Raw genomic sequence first — 17,839 nt, forward strand, 5'->3', positions numbered from 1 at the left:
TCCGGTGCTCATCTTGATCCTTCGGCTCGCGGCGTGGGTGTCGGATCTCACTGGAGGTGACAGAGGCCGCGCTGCCGCCGCCCGGGCCGGAGTCCATGGCAAGAGCCATGGTTGAGGGCGAAGGTTCGACCTGGCGTGCTGCGGTAGGCTCCGGCACACCACCTTCGGACAGGCAGTCCCAAACGTCATGAAGCTCGCTCTGATCCTCGGCCCCTTGCTGATCCTCTCCGGGTGTGCCTCCACCCCGGGCGGCGGAGGCCGATTCGATCCCAAAGCCGTCGAGACGCTAGGCACGGTGCTGGAGCGGCGGGACACTGGCACGACGACCCGGCAAGCCCGCAACGTCATGCTCATCCCCGCCGGAGGGCTCCTCGTGCCAATGACCTCCGACCCCGGCACAGGTCCGCTACCGATCTACGAGCATCGCATCGCTCTCGACGACGGGCGCACGGTCACGGTGTTCAGCTGGTATCCCGAGCATCGCGCCGGCATGTGCATCAAGCTGTTCGAGTCGCCGCGGCCGGACTATCCGCGCATGGTCAACTACTCGGGCTGCAAGCCGCGCCCATGACGCACCAGTCGCCTCCATCACCCCGATGGAGGTCGTCCAACGCCGACCAACTGGCCGTCCTTGATGCGATGAGCGCGCCGATCGACGGGCTGCACTTCTGGGCCAGCATGGCGGTCGCGCCCGCGGTGGCGGGCATGGCGGCCTTTCGCGCTTGAGGCAACGCAACGCCTCGGCGCCGCCGCGGCCTACGCTGGAGCCGTGGCCCGCTTGGCCTCGCTCCAGAAAGGACGAACCTCATGTCAGTCTCCGCACGCCGCCTCGCTGCAACCCTGGCTGCCGCCGCGATCGCAGCACTCGCCGCTGCACCCGCTCAGGCGCAGGCCCAGCAACTGCCGCGCTCCTACATCGCGTCGCCGGACATCTACAGGGTGCTCGCCCAGAACGACCAGTTCAAGGTGATCGCCGTGACCTGGAAGCCCGGGCAGAAGGACGTGCTCCATTCGCATCCGGCCAACGCGGTGTACTACCTCACCGACTGCAGCCTGCGACTGCACGCGATGGACGGGTCCTATCGCGACGCGCAGCCCAAGGCCGGCGCGGCGCTGGTGCAGGCGCCCATCCCCGGGCACGTGCTCGAGAACATCGGCTCGTCGGAGTGCCGCCTGATCATGTTCGAGCCGTCCTGAGCGGCGGCTGCGGTCCTGGCGACCCTCGGGGATCCCTCGAACGAGGCCGGCGCCGGGCTTGCGCGCATTGACGGGCCGGGCGCCGGCACGGTCCAATGCCTCTCAAAAGGCATGGCCGCGCGCCGGAGGGAAGGGATCCATGACACGCAGGTTCGACACGGTCCTGGCAGCGGTACTCGCCGCAGCGGGCATTCCGGCCCTGGCGCAGAGCGCCGCGCCGGCCGGCGAGATCAAGGGCGACGCTTGGGTCCACACCCGCGAGTCGCTGGCCGCCAGCGTGCAGCAGGCCGATGTCTGCCTACCCGCGGCCGCCACCGGTGGCGCGGTGTTCTGCGGCAAGTTCAAGGACCTGCCCCGGGTCGGCGCGAAGCCGGTGCCGGTGGTGCTGTTCCTGCACGGCTCTTCCGGCCTGGGCCTCAAGGCCATCGGCGAATGGCAGCAGTGGCTGGCTGGCCTGGGCTACGCCAGCGTCGCGCCGGACTCGTTCGCCCTGCCTGGGCGTGTCACCTACAAGTCGCCGATCGACAAGGCATCCTACGAGCGGGTGCATGCCCTGCGAGCGTCGGAGATCGGCCCCATGCTGGCGGCGCTGAAGTCCCAGGCCTGGGCCGACCCCGCGCAGCTGGTGCTGGCCGGCACCAGCGAGGGTTCCGTGCCGGTGGCCCGCCACGCCGGCAACGAGTTCGCGGCGCGCATGCTCTACGCGTGGAGCTGCGAGACGAACTACTTTGTGCAGGAGCCGCGCAATGCGTTCGAGCCGGGCAAGCCGGTGCTCAACGTCATCAGCTCGACCGATCCGTTTTTCTCGCGGGCCAACGGCTGGCTTGGCAACGCAGACGCGCAGGGCCATTGCGCCGCCGCCCTGAAGGACAACGCACGGGCGGCCATCGTGCTGGTGCCCAACGCCCCGCACACGCTGCTGAATCTGCCCGCCGCCCGCAGCGCGACCGCGGGTTTCCTGGCGTTGCTCGCCACCCGACCCTGAGGCGACCGTGCTGCAAGGCCACTGCCACTGCGGACAGGTGCACTGGACCTGGGCGCAAGAGGCCCTGCCCGACGGCGCCACCGCCTGCAACTGCACGGTGTGCCGCCGCTACGGTGCCTTGTGGATCTACGATTTCGAGGGCCATGGCATCACGGTGTCCGGGCCCACCAGCCAGTACGTCCGCGGCGATCACGTCGAGTTCCACTTCTGCCCGCGTTGCGGCTGCGTCGCCTTCTGGCGCGGCCGGCAGCTCATGCCGGACGGCCGGCGCCGCATCGCCGTCAACCTGCGCCTGACCGAGCCCGGGCCGGTGGCGGCCGTGCCGATCGACCACTTCGACGGGCTCGACAAGTTCGAGGACCTGCCGCGCGACGGGCGCTGCGTCGGGGATCTCTGGTTCTGACATGCGCCCGGGAGGCAGGTCATGAAACGAGTCACCGGCATCGGCGGCGTCTTTTTCCATGCGCGCGACCCGGCAGCGCTGCACGCGTGGTACCGCGCCCACCTGGGCATCGACGTGCAGTCCTGGGGCGGCGCCGCGTTCACCTGGGCCGACGCCGAGGGACAGCCGTACAAGGGCACCACCATCTGGTCGGTCAGTGCGGGCGACGGCGAGGGTTTCGGCCCGGCCAGGGCGCCGTTCATGATCAACTACCGCGTCGACGACCTCGCCGCGTTGCTGCAGGCGTTGCGCGCCGAAGGCTGCAACGTGCTCGACAAGACCGAAGACTCCGAGTACGGCAAGTTCGGCTGGGTGATCGACCCCGAGGGCCACAAGGTGGAACTTTGGCAGCCGCCGGTGGGGCAGTAGTGCCCGGCTTCTTGCGCTGACTCAGCGGATCAGGCCCGCTGCAGGCCGAGCGTGATCGTCAGGATGTTCCGTCCGTCGACTCGCCGGTAGCTCATCGATCGGGCACGCTTGCGCATCAGCCGGATTCCCAACCCGCCGGGCTGTGCCTGCTCGATCGACTCCGCCGGCTTGGGCAGGTCGACCGCCGAGGGGTCGAACGGGCGGCCGCTGTCTTCGAACTGAAGTGACAGCACGTCCGTGTCGATCCACGCGCGCAGACGCAGCAACTGGCCTGACGGGTCGTCGAACGCGTGCCGTACGACATTCATCACGGCCTCCTCGATCACGAGCTCGATCGTTGCCGAGTCTTTCGGGGGGCGGTCATTGCCCAACAGGCCGTCGACCACGGCGTCGCAGGCCCGGCGCACGGAGCCGATCTCCAGCGGCAACGCCAGGTCGACAGCGGGGTGTCCAGGTAACGGCACCATCCGCCCGGGAGTCAGCTGCCGAGTCGGCGCCTGGCGTCGGCGAGCGTGGGCTCGATCGCGAACACCTGTGTCATGCCGGCATCGTCCATCAGTTCGGCCACCTGGGGTTGCAGTCCGTACAGGACCATGGGCAGTCCCTTGAGCTTAAGCGCCCGTGACGTGGAAACGAGCAGGCGCAAGCCCATCGAGGCCACGAAGGAGACGCCCGACAGGTCGATCAGGGCCGGGCGTTCCTGGGCCGCCACGGCCGCCGTGAACCGAATGCCGATCCGGTCGGCGCCAGCCGCGTCGAGGCGACCCTCCAGTCGAAGGTGGGTGCAGGAGTCGTCGTCGGTGATCGAGATCAGTTCCATGGCAGAGGTCCGTCGAAGCAACCCGGCATCTTCGTCGGCGGTCGATGACGGATTGATGACGGCATCAAGGCCTGCGTTGCAGCAGCACGGCCGTCACGTCGTCGTCCTGGCTGCCTCCGGCGAAGGCACGAAGGGACTGCAGCATCCGATCCGCCATGCGGGAGAGCGGCTCGTCGCGGGCCTGGTCGAGCAGCGCCTCGACCCGGTGCCGGCCGAACGGTTCGCCGCTCCCGGATTCCTGCTCGTAGACCCCGTCCGACAACAACGCCAGGATGTCCCCTTCGCCGAACTCCAGCGTGACGGGCACCGGTTCGCCATCGAGAGGCATGGCGCCCATGGGGAAACTGGTGGCCCGGTGGCGGACGACCTCGCGAGCCCGGGCCCGGTAGTGGAGGATCGGCGCCTGCCCGCCGCTGATGAATTCCAGACGGTGCGACCTCGGGTCCAGCAGTCCGACGAAGGCCGTCACGAAGTGCCCATCAGGCAGTCGACTGAAGAGTTCGTCATTGACGTGCCGAAACACCTGGGGCAGGGAACCACCGCTGCGCACGCCCAGGCGCAACATCGCCTGGAACTGGGTCACGGACAGCGCCGGGCCCACGCCATGACCGGTGGCGTCCGCGATCACGACCAGCAGGCGGCCATCGTGCACCACGAGGTCGTAAATGTCGCCGCCTGTCTGTTCGGCGGGTTCGAACAGTGCATGCACCTGGTATCCGGGCACCTCGGGCAGGCTCGTGGGCAGGGCACTGTGCTGGACGCGGCGGGCCACTTCGAGGTCGCGGAGCATGCGCTGCGCCTCGCGCATCTTCTCGATCCCCTGGGCTCGCGCCAGCGCCACGGCGCACTGCGCGGCCAGGGCCTCCGCGAGTCGCAGGGACGCCCCGGGGTCCGCGCCGGCAGAGACCGGGCGATTGAGCACCTGCAGCACGCCCACCAACCGGCCGTCGAGCGCATCGAGCGGCAACGACAGGCTGTTGCGGGTGCGAAAGCCGCTGCGGCGGTCGACGCTGGGGTCGAAGCGCGGGTCGGCGTAGCAGTCCGTCACTTCGATGGCGCGCCGCTCGCGGGCGCAGGCCCCGGACAGCCCAACGCCCATCGGCATGCGCATCTGCCCGACATCGTCAGCGACCTCGAGCACCAGTTCGTGACGCGCTTCATCCACCAGCCAGACCGAGGCCCGCTCGGCGCCCAGCAGTTCGCACGCCGCGTGGGTGACCTCGCGCAGCATCGTCCGCAGCTCCACGGGAGCCGCCAGGCGGCGGGTCACGTCGAGCAGCAGGTCAAGCCACGCGGGAGCCGACTCGGTTCCGGAGGGCCCAGGGAAAGACGTTGTCATGGGGATTCAGGTCGCAGTCCAAGGGTGGATCTTCCGTGATCAGGCCGCGCCGCGGAACGGGACAACGCCGATCCGGCGCCCGCGCCGCGCGGGTAAGCTCGCGCCGACAGACGCTGGGCTGATGCCGCCTTGGGCGAGGACGAACCGAGCATGAACGATCCGTCGAAGACGACCCACCGGCCGGCGGGCACCGGCCTGCTTTCCGCCGGACCGGCCGCGAGCGGGCCACGCGTGCTGATCACCCAATGCGACGACTTCATGGGCCCCGCGCTGTGCGGGGTGTTCGCCGAGCAGGGCGCCACCGTGGTGGCCGACGCGCGCGCGTTGTCGGCGCCGGACGCCGCGCAGACCGCGGTGCATGACGCGCTGGCCGGCGGCCCGGTGGACGTGCTGGTGGCCAACCCGGCCTTCAAGGCGCCCACCACGGCGGCCGCCGACGTGACCGACGACGAGTGGAACGACACCTTCGCCGCCCTGGTGCATCCGCTGCCGCGGCTGCTGCGTGCGGTGGCGCCGGCCATGGTGGCGCGACGCGCGGGCAAGGTGCTGGTGGTGGGCAGCGCGTCGGCATTGCGCGGCATGAAGCGCGCGTCCACCTACAGCGCGGCGCGCGGGGCGCAGCTGGCCTGGGTGCAGGCCGTGGGCGTGGAAATGGCGCCGCACGGCGTGCAGGTGAACGCGATCGCGCAGAACTTCGTCGACAACCCGACCTACTTCCCGCAGGACGTCCAGGCCAACCCGCGCTTCCAGGAGCGGCTGGCGCGCGAGGTGCCGCTGGGCCGCCTGGTGTCCGCGCGCGAGGACGCGCTGTTCGCCGCCTACCTGTGCAGCCGCGCCGCCGACTGCTTCGTCGGCCAGGTGTTCCCGGTGTGCGGCGGCTGGGTGGCGCGATGAGCCGGCGACGCGAACGATTCGACCCGGCCCACGGTTCGGCCGCATCGAAGAGGGCCGTTGCGCCATGGCCGTGAGGCTGTTCGTCTATGGCACGCTGAAGCAGGGCCTCCCCAATCACGACCGCATGGTCGGCCGCCGTGTCGGCGGTGTCTGGCGCACGGTGCAGGCGCTTCCGCTGTACGTCGTGCGGCTGCCGCTCGAGGACCGCGCGCCGTGGCTGGTGAACCAGCCGGGCGAGGGCCATCGCGTGCTGGGGGAGGTGTACGAGGTGGACGCCTCGCTGCTGCCGGCGATGGACCGCTTCGAGGAAGTCGGCCTGCCCACCGGCTACGAGCGCGTGCCCGTCGACCTGGAGCCCGCCGACCACGACGGCCCGCGCCTGTGCGCGCAGGCCTACCTGAAGCCCGCCAGCCACCTCGCCCAGTGCGTGTCGGTCGAGGGGCCGTTCGCCGAGTACACGCCCGAGCTGGCGCGCGGATACTGGCTGGAACTGCCGGCCGATCACCCCTACGCCACGCCATGACCGACGCCTTCGACCCCGTGCCCTTCGTCCAGCGCCAGCTCGACGCCTACAACGCGCGCGACCTGGAGCGCTTCGTGCGCGAGTTCACCGACGACGTCACCGCCTGGCGCCTTCCCGACGCCCAGCCGGTGCTGTTGGGCAAGGCCGCGTTCGCCGAGCACTACCGCAGCCGGCGCTTCAACCTGCCGGGCCTGCACGCCGAGGTGGTCAACCGCATGGTGTTCGGCAACAAGGTCATCGACCACGAGCGCGTCGTCGGCGTGCAGCCCGCGCCGATGGAGGTGGCCGCGATCTACGAGGTGACGCCCGCGGGCATTGCGCGCGTGTGGTTCGTCAGCGGCGCCTAGGGCGTCCGCTACGGCCGGCACCGGCGGCGCGTTCCGGTGCATCATCCGGGCTCTGTCATCCCGTCATCCCCAGCCCATGACCGCCTCCCATCGCCTTGCCCTTGCGATCGCCGCTGCCGCGGCCCTTCACGCCGCGCCGGCGGATGCCAGCCCCTACACCGACGAGATGTCGCGCTGCCTGGTGGCGTCGACCTCGGCCCAGGACAAGACCGATCTGGTGCGCTGGATCTTCGCCAATGCCGCGCTGCACCCGGAAGTCGCCTCCATCGCGCAGGTGTCGGCGGCGCAGCGCGACAGCATGAACCGCAGCGCGGGCGCGCTGATCGAGCGGCTGCTGACGGTCACCTGCCGCAAGCAGACGAAGGACGCGCTGATGTTCGACGGCCCGGCAGCGCTGCAGCAGAGCTTCCAGGTGCTGGGCCAGGTGGCGATGGGATCGCTGATGACGCATCCGTCGGTCGGTGCCGGCTTCACCGAGTTCGGCAAGTACGTCGACGAGAAGAAGATCCGCGACCTGCCCGCGTCGAAGGACTGAGCCCCGGCCCGGGCACCGGCGCTGCGGGCTCGCGCTTCGACGGCGCGACGTCGCGATCGCGCTCCGTCACGCCCCGGTGGCGTACACCAGCGAGTCGTCGTCGTAGCCGGGCAGGCGGCGCTGCTCCACGAAGCGCATGCCCGCGGCCACCAGCACGCGCGCCGAGGCCGCGTTGCCGGGCTTGACGATGGCCAGCACGCGCGTCAGGCCGAGCACGTCGCGCGCATGCACCAGCACGGCCCGCGCGGCCTCGGTGGCGAGGCCGCGGCCACGCCCTTCGGGCAGGAAGGCGTAGCCCAGGTCGGGTGCATCGAGCACGTCGCGCCGCACCAGGCCGCACATGCCCACGGGCGCGCCGGGGCATGCCGCTTCCTCCACCGCCCACAGCGCATAGCCATGTTCGCGCTGCGCCGCGATCGGCCCGCGCTCCAGGTAGGCGCGGGCGTCGTCGGCCGTGCGCACCTGGCGGTCACCGATGTTCGCCAGCCAGCCGGGGTCGTTGAGCAGGCGCACGATGAAGTCCGCGTCGCCGGGGGTGAACACGCGCAGCGTGAGCCGCGGCGTGCTGAGCACCGGCCCCGGCGCACCCGTCGGCAGCGGCGGGCTCATGCGCGTGGCAGCCTCAGTTCGGCGCGCAGCCCGCCTTCGGGCCGGTTGGCCAGCGTCAGCTCGCCGCCCTGGCGCCGCGTCAGCTCGCGCGCGATGAACAGGCCCAGGCCGGTGCCGCCGTGTTCGCGGCTGCGCGAGCCCTCCACGCGCACGAAGGGCTCGAACACCGACTCGAGCTGGTCGGCCGGGATGCCCGGGCCGTCGTCGTCGATCCGCACCCGCACGGCGTCGGCGTCGATGTGCACGCTCACGCGAACGCGCCGGCCGTAACGCAGCCCGTTGCCCACCAGGTTGTCCAGCACGCGCCTCAGGCCCGGCGGGTCGGCGGTCGCCACGGCCGGCGAAGGCGCGTCGGCGCGCACGTCGGCGCCGGCTTCGACCAGGTCGTCGGTTATCGACTGCACCAGCGCCGCCACGTCGGTGCGCTGCAGCGCCGGCTGGGCATGTTGGCCGCGGAAGAGCTGCAGCACGGAGTCGATCAGCGCGTCCATCTCGCGGATGTCGGCTGCACAGCGCTCGCGCAGCGCCGGCGCCACGTCGGTGGTCTCCAGGCGCATGCGCATGCGCGTCAGCGGCGTGCGCAGGTCGTGCGAGATCGCGGAGATCATCAGCCCGCGCGCGTCGAACTGCGCCTTGAGCTGGCGCGCCATGCCGTTGAACACCTGCGCCGCCTCGCGCACCTCGCGCGTGCCCCGCCGCTCGTCGATCTGTGGCGCGGGCCGGCCAGAGGACACGGCATCGCCGAGCTGGTGCGCGCCGCGCACCAGCCGCGACACCGGCCGCGCCAACCAGCGCGAGCCGAGCCATGCGGCCAGCGCGATCAGCACCATGCGCACGCCCAGGTCGAGCGCCAGCACGTGCCAGGGCAGGCCGGGTGCGCCGGCACCGCCTCCCGGTCGTTCCGGGCCTCCCGGGCCTGCCGGGCGTTCCGGCCCTGCGGGGCCGCGGTCGGGGCCCGGCCCCCGCTGCGCACCGGCACCGGCCGCCGGTGGTGGCGGAGCCCCGGCGTCGCCGGCAGTTGACGGCGGCCCGGTGCCCGGACCCTGCGGCGGCGACCCCGCAGGCCCGCCCGGCAGGCCCATCGGCGGCAGCGCCGGCATCGGCGGCAGCCGCTGCAGCGCGCTGCCGATCGCGCCCAGGCCTTCGCGGCTGCTCCAGACGTTCACGCTCAGGTAGGCGAACAGGTGGCTGACCACCAGCGCCAGCCACAGCAGCCAGAACAGCCGCCGTGCCAGCGTGTCGCCGAGCCAGCCGAGGACCCGCCTCACGACCCCACCGGCACGTTGAACAGGTAGCCTTCGCCGCGCACGGTGACGATCAGGCGCGCCTCGCGCGCGGTGTCGCCGAGCTTCTGGCGCAGGCGCGACACGGCCAGGTCGATGCTGCGATCGGTCACGTCCACGCCGGGTGCGCGCGTGGCCTCGATCAGCTGCTCGCGGGTGAGCACGCGGCCGGCGCGCTGCAGCAGCGCCGCCAGCAGCCGGAACTCGGCGTTGGACAGCGCCATCACCACGCCCTCGGGCGACAGCAGCTGTCGCGCTGCCTGGTCCAGACGCCAGCCCGCGAAGGTCACGTGGCGCGCCTGTGCCGGGTCGGCGGCAGCCCCGTGGGCGCGGCGCAGCACGGCGTGGATGCGCGCCACCAGCTCACGCGGCTCGAACGGCTTGCCCAGGTAGTCGTCGGCGCCCATCTCCAGGCCCACCACGCGGCTGGCCGGGTCGCCCTGCGCGGTGAGCATGATCACCGGCAGCCGATGCTGCTGCTGCACCCAGCGGCACAGCGACAGACCGTCCTCGCCGGGCAGCATCAGGTCGAGGATGGCGATGTCGAACGCACCGCCGGCGAGCAGGCGGCGCATCTGTACGCCGTCGGCTGCGGTGGACACCTGCATGCCGAAGCGGCCCAGATAGTCGGCGAGCGCACCGCGGATCTCGAGGTCGTCGTCGACGACCAGGCAGCGCAGGGTCTCGGGGCGGGGCGCGGGCATGACCGCGACGGTACACCAGCGCGCCACCCGCGTGGGCCGGGGCCCGACCGGCAGCATGGGCGGCTCAGGCCGCGATGCCCACGGTCAAGGCCGCGGTGTAGCCGGCGGTGATGCTGCCGCTCAACGTGGCCATCTGCAGGCTGGTACCGTCGGAGAACACGTTGTCGCTGGCCAGGCTGATGCCGGCGAAGTTGGCCGCGCTGTTGCCGTAGCCGCTGGCGCCGGCATAGAAGGCGGCCATCACGTCGGCCGGAAACGCGATCTGCGACGTACGCAGCTTGTTGCTGTAGCTGCTGGCGCTGTTGGCGCTGCGGTAGATCTCGAAGTGCATGTGCGGCACGCGGCCGGCATAGCAGCCGGGCACGATGGTGCTGAAGGTGACCGTGCCGTCGCTGCCGGTCACCTGCACGCCGCGCAGGTAGTTCTCGGCCGTCACGCCGCTGGAGTACATCGAGTAGCGACCCTGGGCGTCGCAATGCCACAGGTAGATCGCATAGCCCGACAGGTCGGCGCAGGCCGCGTTCGTGTCGACCAGGTCGATCGTGATCGACAGCGGCACGCCGGACGCGGTGCCGCTGGCGCCGGCCACCGACGTGCGGATGTCGCTGCGCACGATGCCCGACAGCGCCAGCGCATTGGCGATGCTGCCGTTGGCGGTGTTCGAGCCGTCGCCCGGGTAAGGTCCCGCGGTTTCCTCCGGGATCACCGAACAGCTGCTGCTGCCGGAGGAACTCCCCGACGAACTGCTGGAGGAGGACGCCGTGGTCGAGCCGCTGCCCGCGTCGTCCCCACCCCCGCCACAGCCCAGCAGCGCCAGCGTGCCGGCCCCCGCCAGCCAGCCCAGCGCGCGCCGCCGCCGCAGCACCGACAGATCGTGAGCCAGCCCGAGATCGTGATGGTCGTCCATGAAGCCCCCTGTAGTCCGGAAAGCCTCATTGCACCCACCCCACCGCACCGCCGCATAGCCGGTTTGTGTCCGTTCGGACAAGAAAGCTCGGCGACCACCTCCGCGGCAAGCGAGTGCGCCGCAAAGCCGGCGCAACCCCAGCAGGCGCTGCGGGTCGGCTCCGCCGCCCCGCCAGCGCCGCCCCCCTGGGGGGGAGCGCCGAAGGCGCAACGGGGGGGGACGTCCCTACGCCGCCGCCGTCTCCCGAGGCACGTGCCGCCGCAGCAGCTCGGCCAGCGGCAGCGGCCGCGCGAACAGGAAGCCCTGCGCCGCGCCGCAGCCCAGCGCCACCAGCGCGCGCGCGTCGCGCTCGGTCTCCACGCCCTCGGCCACCACCTGCACGCCCAGGCTGTGGCCCAGGCCGATGATCGACGCCACGATCTTGGCGCTCTCGCTGCGCTCATGCAGCGTGGCCACGAAGCTGCGGTCGATCTTGATCTTGTCGAAGCTGAGCTGGCTCAGGTAGGACAGGCTGGAGTACCCTGTGCCGAAGTCGTCCAGCGCCACGGTGATGCCTTCGCGCTTGAGCGCCTCGATGGTGCGGCGCGCCGCATGCACGTCGGCCACCAGCGCGGTCTCGGTCAGCTCGATCTCGAAGCGGCGCGGGTCGGCGCCGTGGTCGTGCATCGTCTGCAGCAGCTTGTCCACCAGCGCCGTGTCCTGCAGGTGCTCGGGCGACACGTTCACCGCCACGCGCCAGTGCGGCGGCATCGAGCGCAGGTCCTCGCAGGCCTGACGCACCACCGCCATCGTCAGCGCGCCGATCAGGCCGCAGCGCTCGGCGGCGGCGATGAACTCCGACGGCGGCACCAGGCCGCGCTGCGGGTCCTGCCAGCGGCTGAGCAGCTCGACGCTGCGCACGCGGCGGTCGGCCAGGTCCACCACCGGCTGGTAGTGCGGCACGATGCGGCCCTCGGCGATGGCCTCGCGCAGGCGCTGCTCGTAGGCCTCGCGCTCGCTCATCGCCTCGTCCAGCGCGGCGTCGTAGAAGCAGCTGCGGTTGCGGCCGCCGTTCTTGGCGCGGTAGAGCGCCAGGTCGGCGCGGCGCAGCAGCTCGTCGGGATCGTCGGCGTCCTCGGGGAAGCGCGCGATGCCCACGCTGGCCCCCACGTAGAGCGTCAGGCCGTCGACCACGATCGCCTCGCCGATGCCGGCCACGAGCCGCTCGGCCACATGGCGCGCGGCGCCGCTGTCGCCATGCTCGTCGATCACGGCCACGAACTCGTCGCCGCCGTAGCGCGCGTGCAGTTCGCAGTCGCGCAGCAGGCGCGCCATGCGCTGAGCGGCCTCGCGCAGCACGCGGTCGCCCACCTGGTGGCCGTGCTGGTCGTTGATGGGCTTGAACCGGTCCAGGTCGATCATCAGCAGCGCGAGCTGCTGGTTGTCGCGCCGGGCGCGTGCCATCGCGCCGCGCATGCCCTCGTGCAGCGCGGCGCGGTTGGGCAGGCCGGTGAGGGCGTCGCTGGTGGCCATGCGCTCGATGCGCGAATGCGCGTCCACCAGCGCCTCGCGCGACCGGCCCAGGCTGGCGATCAGCCGCTTCCAGGTGACGAAGCCCACGGCGAGCATCGCCGCCAGCAGGGCCGCCAGCAGCAGGTCGGCCTGGCGCCGCAGCGCGGCCTGCTCGGCGCGCACCGCCTCGAGCGTGCGGTTGGTGAACTCCAGCGTGCCTTCGGTCAGGCGCGCCTTGTCCTGGCGGTAGCGGTCGCCGTCGAGGATCTGCCGTGCCACGGCAGGCGCGCCCACGGCAATGGCCTCGAGCGCGGTGGTCTCCAGCGACACCATGCTCTCGCTGGCAGCGCGGGTCTGCTCGTGATAGCGCAGTGCCACCGCCGACGGCGCCAGCGTCTCGCCGGCGGCCAGTGCGGCCTCCACCTCGGGCAGGTGGGTGTGGTAGCGGGCGATCCAGCGCTCCTCGCCGGTGGCAGCGGCCATCTGCGCCGACATCGTGAGGCGCTCGTCGGCCAGCAGCAGCGTGGAGGCCATCTGTTCCGCGGTGGCCACGCGCTGGGCGGCACGCTGGTGCGATTCGAGGAACCAGGTGCGCTCCAGCGCCACCAGGGCCAGCACCGCGGCCACGGAGCCCAGGGCCAGCCCGATGGCGCGCCGCGCGGTGCGCAGCGTGGCGTCGATGGCGGCCCGGCCGCCGGCCAGCGAAGGCGCGGTGGACGCGTCTTCGGCTGCGGCCGCAGGGGTCGCGGTCGGCATGGGACTGCTTCGGTGGGCGCCGGGGCCCTCAGGCGCCCAGGGACTCGACGCGGGCGGCACGCACCAGGCCGCCGTGGGCGGCGTAGCCCTGCGCCGGCGGTTGCCCGGGCATCAGCACGTCGATGGCGCGGTCCAGTGCGGCGGTGGCGCGGGCCAGGCTCTCGCGCTGGGCGGCGACCTGGCCGCTGGCGGCCATCAGGCGCTGGCGCAGTTGGAGGGACACGCCGCCGGGTTGACGCGCGGCCTGCGCGAAGCGGTGCACGGCTGAAGCCAGTGCGCGGTGCAGTTCATGCGCCTGCGACTCGATCGCGGAGGCGTCGTGGTCGCGCAGCGCGGCGCCCAGCGCCGCGAGGCGGTCCTCGATGGCGGCAATGGCGCCTTCGAGCGCGTCGCCGTGGGTCGAGGGGGTGGGGCTCATGCGGCGCGTCAGTTCGAACGCGGCGCGAGCAGGTCGCGGGTGTGGGCGATGAGCTTGTCGGCGATGGCGTCGGCGTTCACCTGGAACTGCCCGTCGCGGATGGCCTGCGCGATGCGCGCCACCTTCTCGGCGTCGAAGTCGCCCGTGTTGCCCTGGGCGGCCAGCGCGGCCGCGGCCGGCGACAACTCGACGGTGGTGCGGGCCTCCGCGGTGGCGGCCTTGGCGTCCTGCGGGGCACCGGCCGGGCTGGCGCGCCCGTCGGCGGCCGGCGTACCCACCTTCTGGGGCTTGGGGCTGTTGTCGAGCTGACCGATCTTCATTTGGATGCTCCTGGGACCGACGACGGGGTCGCCGGATTCTTCCCGATGGTTCGGGTATCGGAGGCCGACACGCCGACTTGAGGACTTTTTTCACGCGGCATGTGACGAATCGCGTTCACAGCGCCACCTCGACCTGCCGGTCAGCAACTGCCATGCCACTGACGATGCGACCGGATTCGGTCCGCACGCGCACCACCTGGCCCTCGACGCCGGGGCCCAGCGCCTGGCCTTCGCCATGGATGCGCCAGCCGGCGCCACCGGCCACGATGCGCACGGTGTCGCCGGCGGCGAACCACTGGCGCGGCCGCAGGTCGGTGCTGCGCAGCGCCTCGCCCGCGGCCAGCGGGCGGGCCAGCGTGCGCCCGACCACGAGTTCGCGGTCGGCCGGCACGCTGCCGGCGCGGGCGGCCAGGTCGACCTCGCCGGCAACGAGGTGCTCGGGGCCGAGCACCGTGCCGGCGGGCACCGCCGAGGCGGCCACGAGGCCTGGCCCGTAGACCGAGACCGTGACGGGAAGGAACACGTTCCAGCGCGTGGCGCCTTCGACGCAGCGCAGGCCGATGCGCGCCGCGCCCCACAGCCGGGTGCCGGTGGGCAGGTAGGGCTGCACCTGGGCGCAGGGTGCCAGCTTCAGCCGGGTGTCGAGCTGCCCCACGCGCACCTCGACGCGCAGGCCCGGTGCGGCGGCACGCGAGGCCTGGGTGGCCAGCGCGGCCACGCGCTCGGCCAGGGCGCTGTCCACCGTGTCGGCGCGCACGGTTGCGGTCGCGGCCAGCAGCCACGGCAGGGCCGCGAGCAGGCCGCGCAGCATGCGGCGCATCCACGGCGGGCAGGGCAGGGCAGAGGGCTTTTCCACGGGGGTCACTCTAGGCAGGCGGCGGGGCCCCGGTGCGCCGAAATGGCCCGCCAAGGCCCGCCTTATCGCGCTAATGTTTTCGGGGTCGCTGCCCACAATGGCCACAACCCAACGAGGGCCCCGTGCCCCAGGCGGCCATGATCAACCGACTCACCGACACGCTGAACTTCCAGACCGAGGCCCTCGTGCTGCGCTCGGAGCGCCAGCGCCTGATCGCGAGCAACATCGCCAACGCGGACACCCCCGGCTACGTGGCGCGCGAGATGGACTTCGCCGCCGCGCTGCGCCAGGCCACCGGCCAGGCCGGCACGCCGGGCCGGCTGGCGGCCACCGCGCCGGGCCACCTGAGCCCGGTGGCGGGCGCCCGCGGCGAGGCCGGTCTGCGCTACGCCGTCGCGTCCCAGACCAACCTGGACCGCAACACCGTGGACATGGACCGCGAGCGCGCCAGCTTCGCCGACAACAGCGTCAAGTACGAGGCGACGCTGCGCTTCATCAACGGCAGCGTCCGCACCATGCTGGACGCCATCAAGGGTCAGTCATGAACCACCCCCGTTGCGCCTTCGGCGCTCCCCCTCTAGGGGGCGGCGCCAGCGGGCCGGCCGAGCCGGACCCGCGGCGCCTGCCGAGCGCGCGCGCCTGATCTCTTCGAGGAGCCATTGCCATGTCGATGTTCCAGGTGTTCAACATCTCCGGCAGCGCGGTGTCCGCGCAGAGCCAGCGTCTGAACGTGGTGGCGAGCAACCTCGCCAACGCCGACACCGTGGCCGGGCCGGACGGCAGCGCCTACAAGGCGCGCCAGGTCGTGTTCCAGACCGAGCTGATGGGCGCGGCCGGCGCGGCCGGCGTGCGCGTGTCCACGGTCAACGAGTCCGACGCCGCGGGCCGCCGCGTGCACGACCCCAAGCACCCCTCGGCCGACGCGGAGGGCTACGTCACCTACTCCAACGTCAACGCGGTGGAGGAGATGGTGAACATGATCTCCGCGTCGCGCTCGTACCAGAACAACGTCGAGGTGATGAACACGGCCAAGACCCTGCTGCAGAAGACGCTGCAGCTCGGCAGCTGAGGCCAAGGAACCGCACCATGCCCAGCACCGTCGACTTCTCCACGTTCAACGCCTCGTCCTCGAACGCGGCCGGCGTGCGCACCGCCAACCAGGCGGGCTCGGAAGACCGCTTCCTCAAGCTCCTGGTGGCGCAGATGCAGAACCAGGACCCGCTCAACCCGATGGACAACGCCCAGGTGACGAGCCAGATGGCGCAGATCCAGTCGGTCAACGGCATCGAGAAGCTCAACCGCACCGTGGAAAGCCTGGGCACGCAGTTCGCCCAGCTCTCAGCGATGCAGGGCGCCAGCCTCGTGGGCCGCGACGTCGTGGTGGCCGGCAACCGCCTGAGCCCCAATGACGAGGGCCTCGTGCAGGGTGGCTTCGAGATCTCCAGCGCCGCCAGCCGCGTGCGCATCGAGGTGCTCAACGCCGGGGGCACCGTGATCGACACGATCGAGCTCGGCGCGCAGCCGGCCGGCCGCCACGGCTTCGAATGGACCCCGCCCGCCGGCGTGGACGCCGCGCTCGGCCGCAGCTTCCGCGTCGTCGCCACCAACGGCAGCACCACGCTCAATTCCACCGCACTGATGCGCGACCGCGTCGACGCGGTCGTGGCCGGCGGCGACACGCTGATGCTGGAGCTGCGCAACAGCGGCAGCGTCGCCTACTCGGACATCCGCGCCTTCAACTGATCGCCCCCGGCGAACCCCACTTTCCCAAGGAGCAACCATGAGCTTCCAGCAAGGCCTGTCGGGCCTGAACGCCACCAGCAAGAACCTCGAGGTGATCGGCAACAACGTCGCCAACAGCAACACCTTCGGCGCCAAGGCCTCGCGCGCCGAGTTCGCCGACATGTACGCCAACGCGATGAGCGGCGCCGGCGCCAACGCGGTGGGCATCGGCGTGACGCTGGCGGCGGTGTCGCAGCAGTTCACCCAGGGCAACATCACCGTCACCGACAGCCCGATGGACCTCGCCATCAACGGCGGCGGCTTCTTCCAGGTGACCGACGGTGCCAACCCCGCGCTGTACAGCCGCAACGGCCAGTTCAAGGTGGACCGCGAGGGCTACATCGTCAACAACGACGGGCTGCAGCTGATCGGCTACCCGGCCGACGCCACGGGCGTGATCCAGCCCGGCAACGCGCGCGCGCTGCGCCTGCCCACGGCCGGCATCGAGCCCGCGCCGACCAGCGAGATCCAGCTGGAGATGAACCTCGACGCGCGCCAGGGCGCCACTGCGCCGGCGGCCGGCCCGGCGATCGACTTCACCGACCCGACCACCTACAACAGCGCCACCTCGCTGACCGTGTACGACGCGCTGGGCCAGGACGTGGCGCTGACCTACTACTTCCAGAAGTCGGCCACCGACACCTGGAACGTGTTCATCACCGCCAACGGCACGCCGATCAACGGTACCGTGGCGGCGCCGCTGGCCAGCACCACGATCACCTTCCCGGCCGCGGGCGGTGCACCCACCGCGCCGGTGGGCACGGTGTCCATCGACATCCCGACCACCACCAATGCCAACGGCGCGCAGACGCGGCCGATCACCGGCATCGCGCTCGACGTCGACGGCGCGCGCCAGTACGGCGCTCCCTTCGGCGTGACCAACCTGTCGCAGAACGGCTATGCGCCGGGCCAGATCACCGGCGTGACGATCGAGTCCGACGGCATCATCATGGCGCGCTACAGCAACGGGCAGAACCAGCCGGCCGGGCAGATCGAGCTGGCCACGTTCCGCAACCCGCAGGGCCTGCAACCGCTGGGCGGCAATGCCTGGGCCCGCAGCGCCACCTCGGGCGACCCGATCGTCGGCGTGCCGGGCGAAGGCAATCTCGGCGTGCTGCAGGCCGGCGCGCTGGAGGAAAGCAACGTCGATCTCACCGCGGAGCTGGTCAACATGATGACCGCGCAGCGCGTGTACCAGGCCAACGCGCAGACCATCCGCACGCAGGACCAGGTGCTGCAGACGCTGGTGCAGCTGCGCTGAT

24 protein-coding genes are annotated in these 17,839 nt (G+C 71.8%); 13 read left to right on the top strand and 11 right to left on the bottom strand.

Translation table 11 applies throughout. The annotated features are described in order from the left end of the window. Positions 1-187: 187 nt before the first annotated feature. The 5 genes from AC2EAQ_RS15770 to AC2EAQ_RS15790 all read left to right on the top strand — a co-directional run bounded on the left by AC2EAQ_RS15770 (position 188) and on the right by AC2EAQ_RS15790 (position 2,993). The gene (locus tag AC2EAQ_RS15770; RefSeq protein ID WP_484645300.1) at positions 188-571 is read left to right on the top strand and encodes a hypothetical protein; all 384 of its coding nucleotides are present in this window, start codon (positions 188-190) and stop codon (positions 569-571) included. 236 nt (positions 572-807) lie between these two features. Then, positions 808-1,197, top strand: coding sequence for a cupin domain-containing protein (locus AC2EAQ_RS15775; protein ID WP_484645301.1), 390 nt, complete (start codon positions 808-810; stop codon positions 1,195-1,197). 139 nt (positions 1,198-1,336) lie between these two features. Next, positions 1,337-2,182: a dienelactone hydrolase family protein gene (locus AC2EAQ_RS15780; RefSeq protein WP_484645302.1), complete on the top strand. Its 846-nt coding sequence runs from the start codon at positions 1,337-1,339 to the stop codon at positions 2,180-2,182. 7 nt (positions 2,183-2,189) lie between these two features. After that, on the top strand, positions 2,190-2,585 hold the full coding sequence (locus tag AC2EAQ_RS15785) for a GFA family protein (protein WP_484645303.1): 396 nt from the start codon (positions 2,190-2,192) through the stop codon (positions 2,583-2,585). A 21-nt stretch (positions 2,586-2,606) separates the two neighbouring features. Next, entirely contained in the window at positions 2,607-2,993 is a 387-nt protein-coding gene (locus AC2EAQ_RS15790) for a VOC family protein (protein WP_484645304.1), read from the top strand. 29 nt (positions 2,994-3,022) lie between these two features. Here AC2EAQ_RS15790 and AC2EAQ_RS15795 read toward each other — a convergent pair whose 3' ends face one another. The 3 genes from AC2EAQ_RS15795 to AC2EAQ_RS15805 form a co-directional block, all read right to left on the bottom strand. Then, entirely contained in the window at positions 3,023-3,421 is a 399-nt protein-coding gene (locus tag AC2EAQ_RS15795; protein ID WP_484645305.1) for an ATP-binding protein, read from the bottom strand. A 50-nt stretch (positions 3,422-3,471) separates the two neighbouring features. Further along, positions 3,472-3,813 carry an STAS domain-containing protein gene (locus AC2EAQ_RS15800; protein ID WP_484645306.1) on the bottom strand — a complete coding sequence of 114 codons (342 nt, stop codon included), beginning with the start codon at positions 3,811-3,813 and terminating at the stop codon, positions 3,472-3,474. Between the two features lie 64 nt (positions 3,814-3,877). Then, on the bottom strand, positions 3,878-5,044 hold the full coding sequence (locus tag AC2EAQ_RS15805) for a PP2C family protein-serine/threonine phosphatase (protein ID WP_484645307.1): 1,167 nt from the start codon (positions 5,042-5,044) through the stop codon (positions 3,878-3,880). 258 nt (positions 5,045-5,302) lie between these two features. On the opposite strand from AC2EAQ_RS15805, the gene AC2EAQ_RS15810 reads away from it, so the two are divergent. The 4 genes from AC2EAQ_RS15810 to AC2EAQ_RS15825 all read left to right on the top strand — a co-directional run bounded on the left by AC2EAQ_RS15810 (position 5,303) and on the right by AC2EAQ_RS15825 (position 7,451). Then, on the top strand, positions 5,303-6,046 hold the full coding sequence (locus tag AC2EAQ_RS15810; protein WP_484645308.1) for an SDR family oxidoreductase: 744 nt from the start codon (positions 5,303-5,305) through the stop codon (positions 6,044-6,046). Positions 6,047-6,110: 64 nt separating this feature from the next. Further along, the gene (locus AC2EAQ_RS15815) at positions 6,111-6,569 is read left to right on the top strand and encodes a gamma-glutamylcyclotransferase family protein (protein ID WP_484645309.1); all 459 of its coding nucleotides are present in this window, start codon (positions 6,111-6,113) and stop codon (positions 6,567-6,569) included. After that, the gene (locus tag AC2EAQ_RS15820) at positions 6,566-6,916 is read left to right on the top strand and encodes a nuclear transport factor 2 family protein (RefSeq protein WP_484645310.1); all 351 of its coding nucleotides are present in this window, start codon (positions 6,566-6,568) and stop codon (positions 6,914-6,916) included. The genes AC2EAQ_RS15815 and AC2EAQ_RS15820 overlap by 4 nt, the downstream gene beginning before the upstream one ends. Positions 6,917-6,992: 76 nt before the next feature. Beyond that, a complete protein-coding gene (locus tag AC2EAQ_RS15825; protein WP_484645311.1) occupies positions 6,993-7,451 on the top strand; it encodes a hypothetical protein in 459 nt (152 codons plus the stop codon). 66 nt (positions 7,452-7,517) lie between these two features. On the opposite strand, the gene AC2EAQ_RS15830 is transcribed toward AC2EAQ_RS15825, so the two are convergent. The 8 genes from AC2EAQ_RS15830 to flgA all read right to left on the bottom strand — a co-directional run bounded on the left by AC2EAQ_RS15830 (position 7,518) and on the right by flgA (position 14,795). Next, complete coding sequence (locus AC2EAQ_RS15830) at positions 7,518-8,060, bottom strand: GNAT family N-acetyltransferase (RefSeq protein ID WP_484645312.1); 543 nt, start codon at positions 8,058-8,060, stop codon at positions 7,518-7,520. Then, positions 8,057-9,328, bottom strand: coding sequence for an ATP-binding protein (locus AC2EAQ_RS15835; RefSeq protein ID WP_484645313.1), 1,272 nt, complete (start codon positions 9,326-9,328; stop codon positions 8,057-8,059). Before AC2EAQ_RS15835 ends, AC2EAQ_RS15830 begins: the two co-directional genes overlap by 4 nt. Beyond that, positions 9,325-10,047: a response regulator gene (locus AC2EAQ_RS15840; RefSeq protein ID WP_484645314.1), complete on the bottom strand. Its 723-nt coding sequence runs from the start codon at positions 10,045-10,047 to the stop codon at positions 9,325-9,327. Before AC2EAQ_RS15840 ends, AC2EAQ_RS15835 begins: the two co-directional genes overlap by 4 nt. A 64-nt stretch (positions 10,048-10,111) precedes the next feature. After that, positions 10,112-10,954 (bottom strand): dioxygenase family protein, encoded by an 843-nt coding sequence (locus AC2EAQ_RS15845; RefSeq protein WP_484645315.1) that lies wholly within the window; start codon positions 10,952-10,954, stop codon positions 10,112-10,114. Positions 10,955-11,179: 225 nt separating this feature from the next. Continuing rightward, positions 11,180-13,201 (bottom strand): putative bifunctional diguanylate cyclase/phosphodiesterase, encoded by a 2,022-nt coding sequence (locus AC2EAQ_RS15850; protein WP_484645316.1) that lies wholly within the window; start codon positions 13,199-13,201, stop codon positions 11,180-11,182. A 28-nt stretch (positions 13,202-13,229) separates the two neighbouring features. After that, a complete protein-coding gene (locus tag AC2EAQ_RS15855) occupies positions 13,230-13,619 on the bottom strand; it encodes a hypothetical protein (protein WP_484645317.1) in 390 nt (129 codons plus the stop codon). 8 nt (positions 13,620-13,627) lie between these two features. Continuing rightward, positions 13,628-13,939 carry a flagellar biosynthesis anti-sigma factor FlgM gene (gene flgM, locus AC2EAQ_RS15860; protein WP_484645318.1) on the bottom strand — a complete coding sequence of 104 codons (312 nt, stop codon included), beginning with the start codon at positions 13,937-13,939 and terminating at the stop codon, positions 13,628-13,630. Between the two features lie 115 nt (positions 13,940-14,054). After that, positions 14,055-14,795: a flagellar basal body P-ring formation chaperone FlgA gene (gene flgA / locus AC2EAQ_RS15865; RefSeq protein WP_484645319.1), complete on the bottom strand. Its 741-nt coding sequence runs from the start codon at positions 14,793-14,795 to the stop codon at positions 14,055-14,057. A gap of 137 nt (positions 14,796-14,932) precedes the next feature. Between flgA and flgB the strand changes: the two genes are divergently transcribed. The 4 genes from flgB (at position 14,933) to flgE (ending at position 17,838) form a co-directional block, all read left to right on the top strand. After that, on the top strand, positions 14,933-15,340 hold the full coding sequence (gene flgB / locus AC2EAQ_RS15870) for a flagellar basal body rod protein FlgB (RefSeq protein ID WP_484645320.1): 408 nt from the start codon (positions 14,933-14,935) through the stop codon (positions 15,338-15,340). Positions 15,341-15,459: 119 nt separating this feature from the next. Next, complete coding sequence (gene flgC / locus AC2EAQ_RS15875; protein WP_484645321.1) at positions 15,460-15,864, top strand: flagellar basal body rod protein FlgC; 405 nt, start codon at positions 15,460-15,462, stop codon at positions 15,862-15,864. 17 nt (positions 15,865-15,881) lie between these two features. Next, positions 15,882-16,538 (top strand): flagellar hook assembly protein FlgD, encoded by a 657-nt coding sequence (locus tag AC2EAQ_RS15880; protein ID WP_484645322.1) that lies wholly within the window; start codon positions 15,882-15,884, stop codon positions 16,536-16,538. A 37-nt stretch (positions 16,539-16,575) separates the two neighbouring features. Continuing rightward, the gene (gene flgE, locus AC2EAQ_RS15885; RefSeq protein WP_484645323.1) at positions 16,576-17,838 is read left to right on the top strand and encodes a flagellar hook protein FlgE; all 1,263 of its coding nucleotides are present in this window, start codon (positions 16,576-16,578) and stop codon (positions 17,836-17,838) included. The last annotated feature ends 1 nt before the right edge of the window (position 17,839 follow it).

Source organism: Aquabacterium sp. T101, assembly GCF_057219775.1.

Coding starts and splice junctions, on each gene's coding strand:
- flgC (WP_484645321.1), top strand. CDS start 15,460: ATGTCGATGTTCCAGGTGTTCAACATCTCCGGCAGCGCGGTGTCCGCG.
- AC2EAQ_RS15820 (WP_484645310.1), top strand. CDS start 6,566: ATGACCGACGCCTTCGACCCCGTGCCCTTCGTCCAGCGCCAGCTCGAC.
- AC2EAQ_RS15775 (WP_484645301.1), top strand. CDS start 808: ATGTCAGTCTCCGCACGCCGCCTCGCTGCAACCCTGGCTGCCGCCGCG.
- AC2EAQ_RS15825 (WP_484645311.1), top strand. CDS start 6,993: ATGACCGCCTCCCATCGCCTTGCCCTTGCGATCGCCGCTGCCGCGGCC.
- flgM (WP_484645318.1), bottom strand. CDS start 13,939: ATGAAGATCGGTCAGCTCGACAACAGCCCCAAGCCCCAGAAGGTGGGT.
- AC2EAQ_RS15850 (WP_484645316.1), bottom strand. CDS start 13,201: ATGCCGACCGCGACCCCTGCGGCCGCAGCCGAAGACGCGTCCACCGCG.
- AC2EAQ_RS15815 (WP_484645309.1), top strand. CDS start 6,111: ATGGCCGTGAGGCTGTTCGTCTATGGCACGCTGAAGCAGGGCCTCCCC.
- flgB (WP_484645320.1), top strand. CDS start 14,933: ATGATCAACCGACTCACCGACACGCTGAACTTCCAGACCGAGGCCCTC.
- AC2EAQ_RS15800 (WP_484645306.1), bottom strand. CDS start 3,813: ATGGAACTGATCTCGATCACCGACGACGACTCCTGCACCCACCTTCGA.
- AC2EAQ_RS15880 (WP_484645322.1), top strand. CDS start 15,882: ATGCCCAGCACCGTCGACTTCTCCACGTTCAACGCCTCGTCCTCGAAC.
- AC2EAQ_RS15845 (WP_484645315.1), bottom strand. CDS start 10,954: ATGGACGACCATCACGATCTCGGGCTGGCTCACGATCTGTCGGTGCTG.
- AC2EAQ_RS15805 (WP_484645307.1), bottom strand. CDS start 5,044: ATGCTGCGCGAGGTCACCCACGCGGCGTGCGAACTGCTGGGCGCCGAG.
- AC2EAQ_RS15770 (WP_484645300.1), top strand. CDS start 188: ATGAAGCTCGCTCTGATCCTCGGCCCCTTGCTGATCCTCTCCGGGTGT.
- AC2EAQ_RS15855 (WP_484645317.1), bottom strand. CDS start 13,619: ATGAGCCCCACCCCCTCGACCCACGGCGACGCGCTCGAAGGCGCCATT.
- AC2EAQ_RS15830 (WP_484645312.1), bottom strand. CDS start 8,060: ATGAGCCCGCCGCTGCCGACGGGTGCGCCGGGGCCGGTGCTCAGCACG.
- AC2EAQ_RS15790 (WP_484645304.1), top strand. CDS start 2,607: ATGAAACGAGTCACCGGCATCGGCGGCGTCTTTTTCCATGCGCGCGAC.
- AC2EAQ_RS15810 (WP_484645308.1), top strand. CDS start 5,303: ATGAACGATCCGTCGAAGACGACCCACCGGCCGGCGGGCACCGGCCTG.
- AC2EAQ_RS15840 (WP_484645314.1), bottom strand. CDS start 10,047: ATGCCCGCGCCCCGCCCCGAGACCCTGCGCTGCCTGGTCGTCGACGAC.
- AC2EAQ_RS15780 (WP_484645302.1), top strand. CDS start 1,337: ATGACACGCAGGTTCGACACGGTCCTGGCAGCGGTACTCGCCGCAGCG.
- flgE (WP_484645323.1), top strand. CDS start 16,576: ATGAGCTTCCAGCAAGGCCTGTCGGGCCTGAACGCCACCAGCAAGAAC.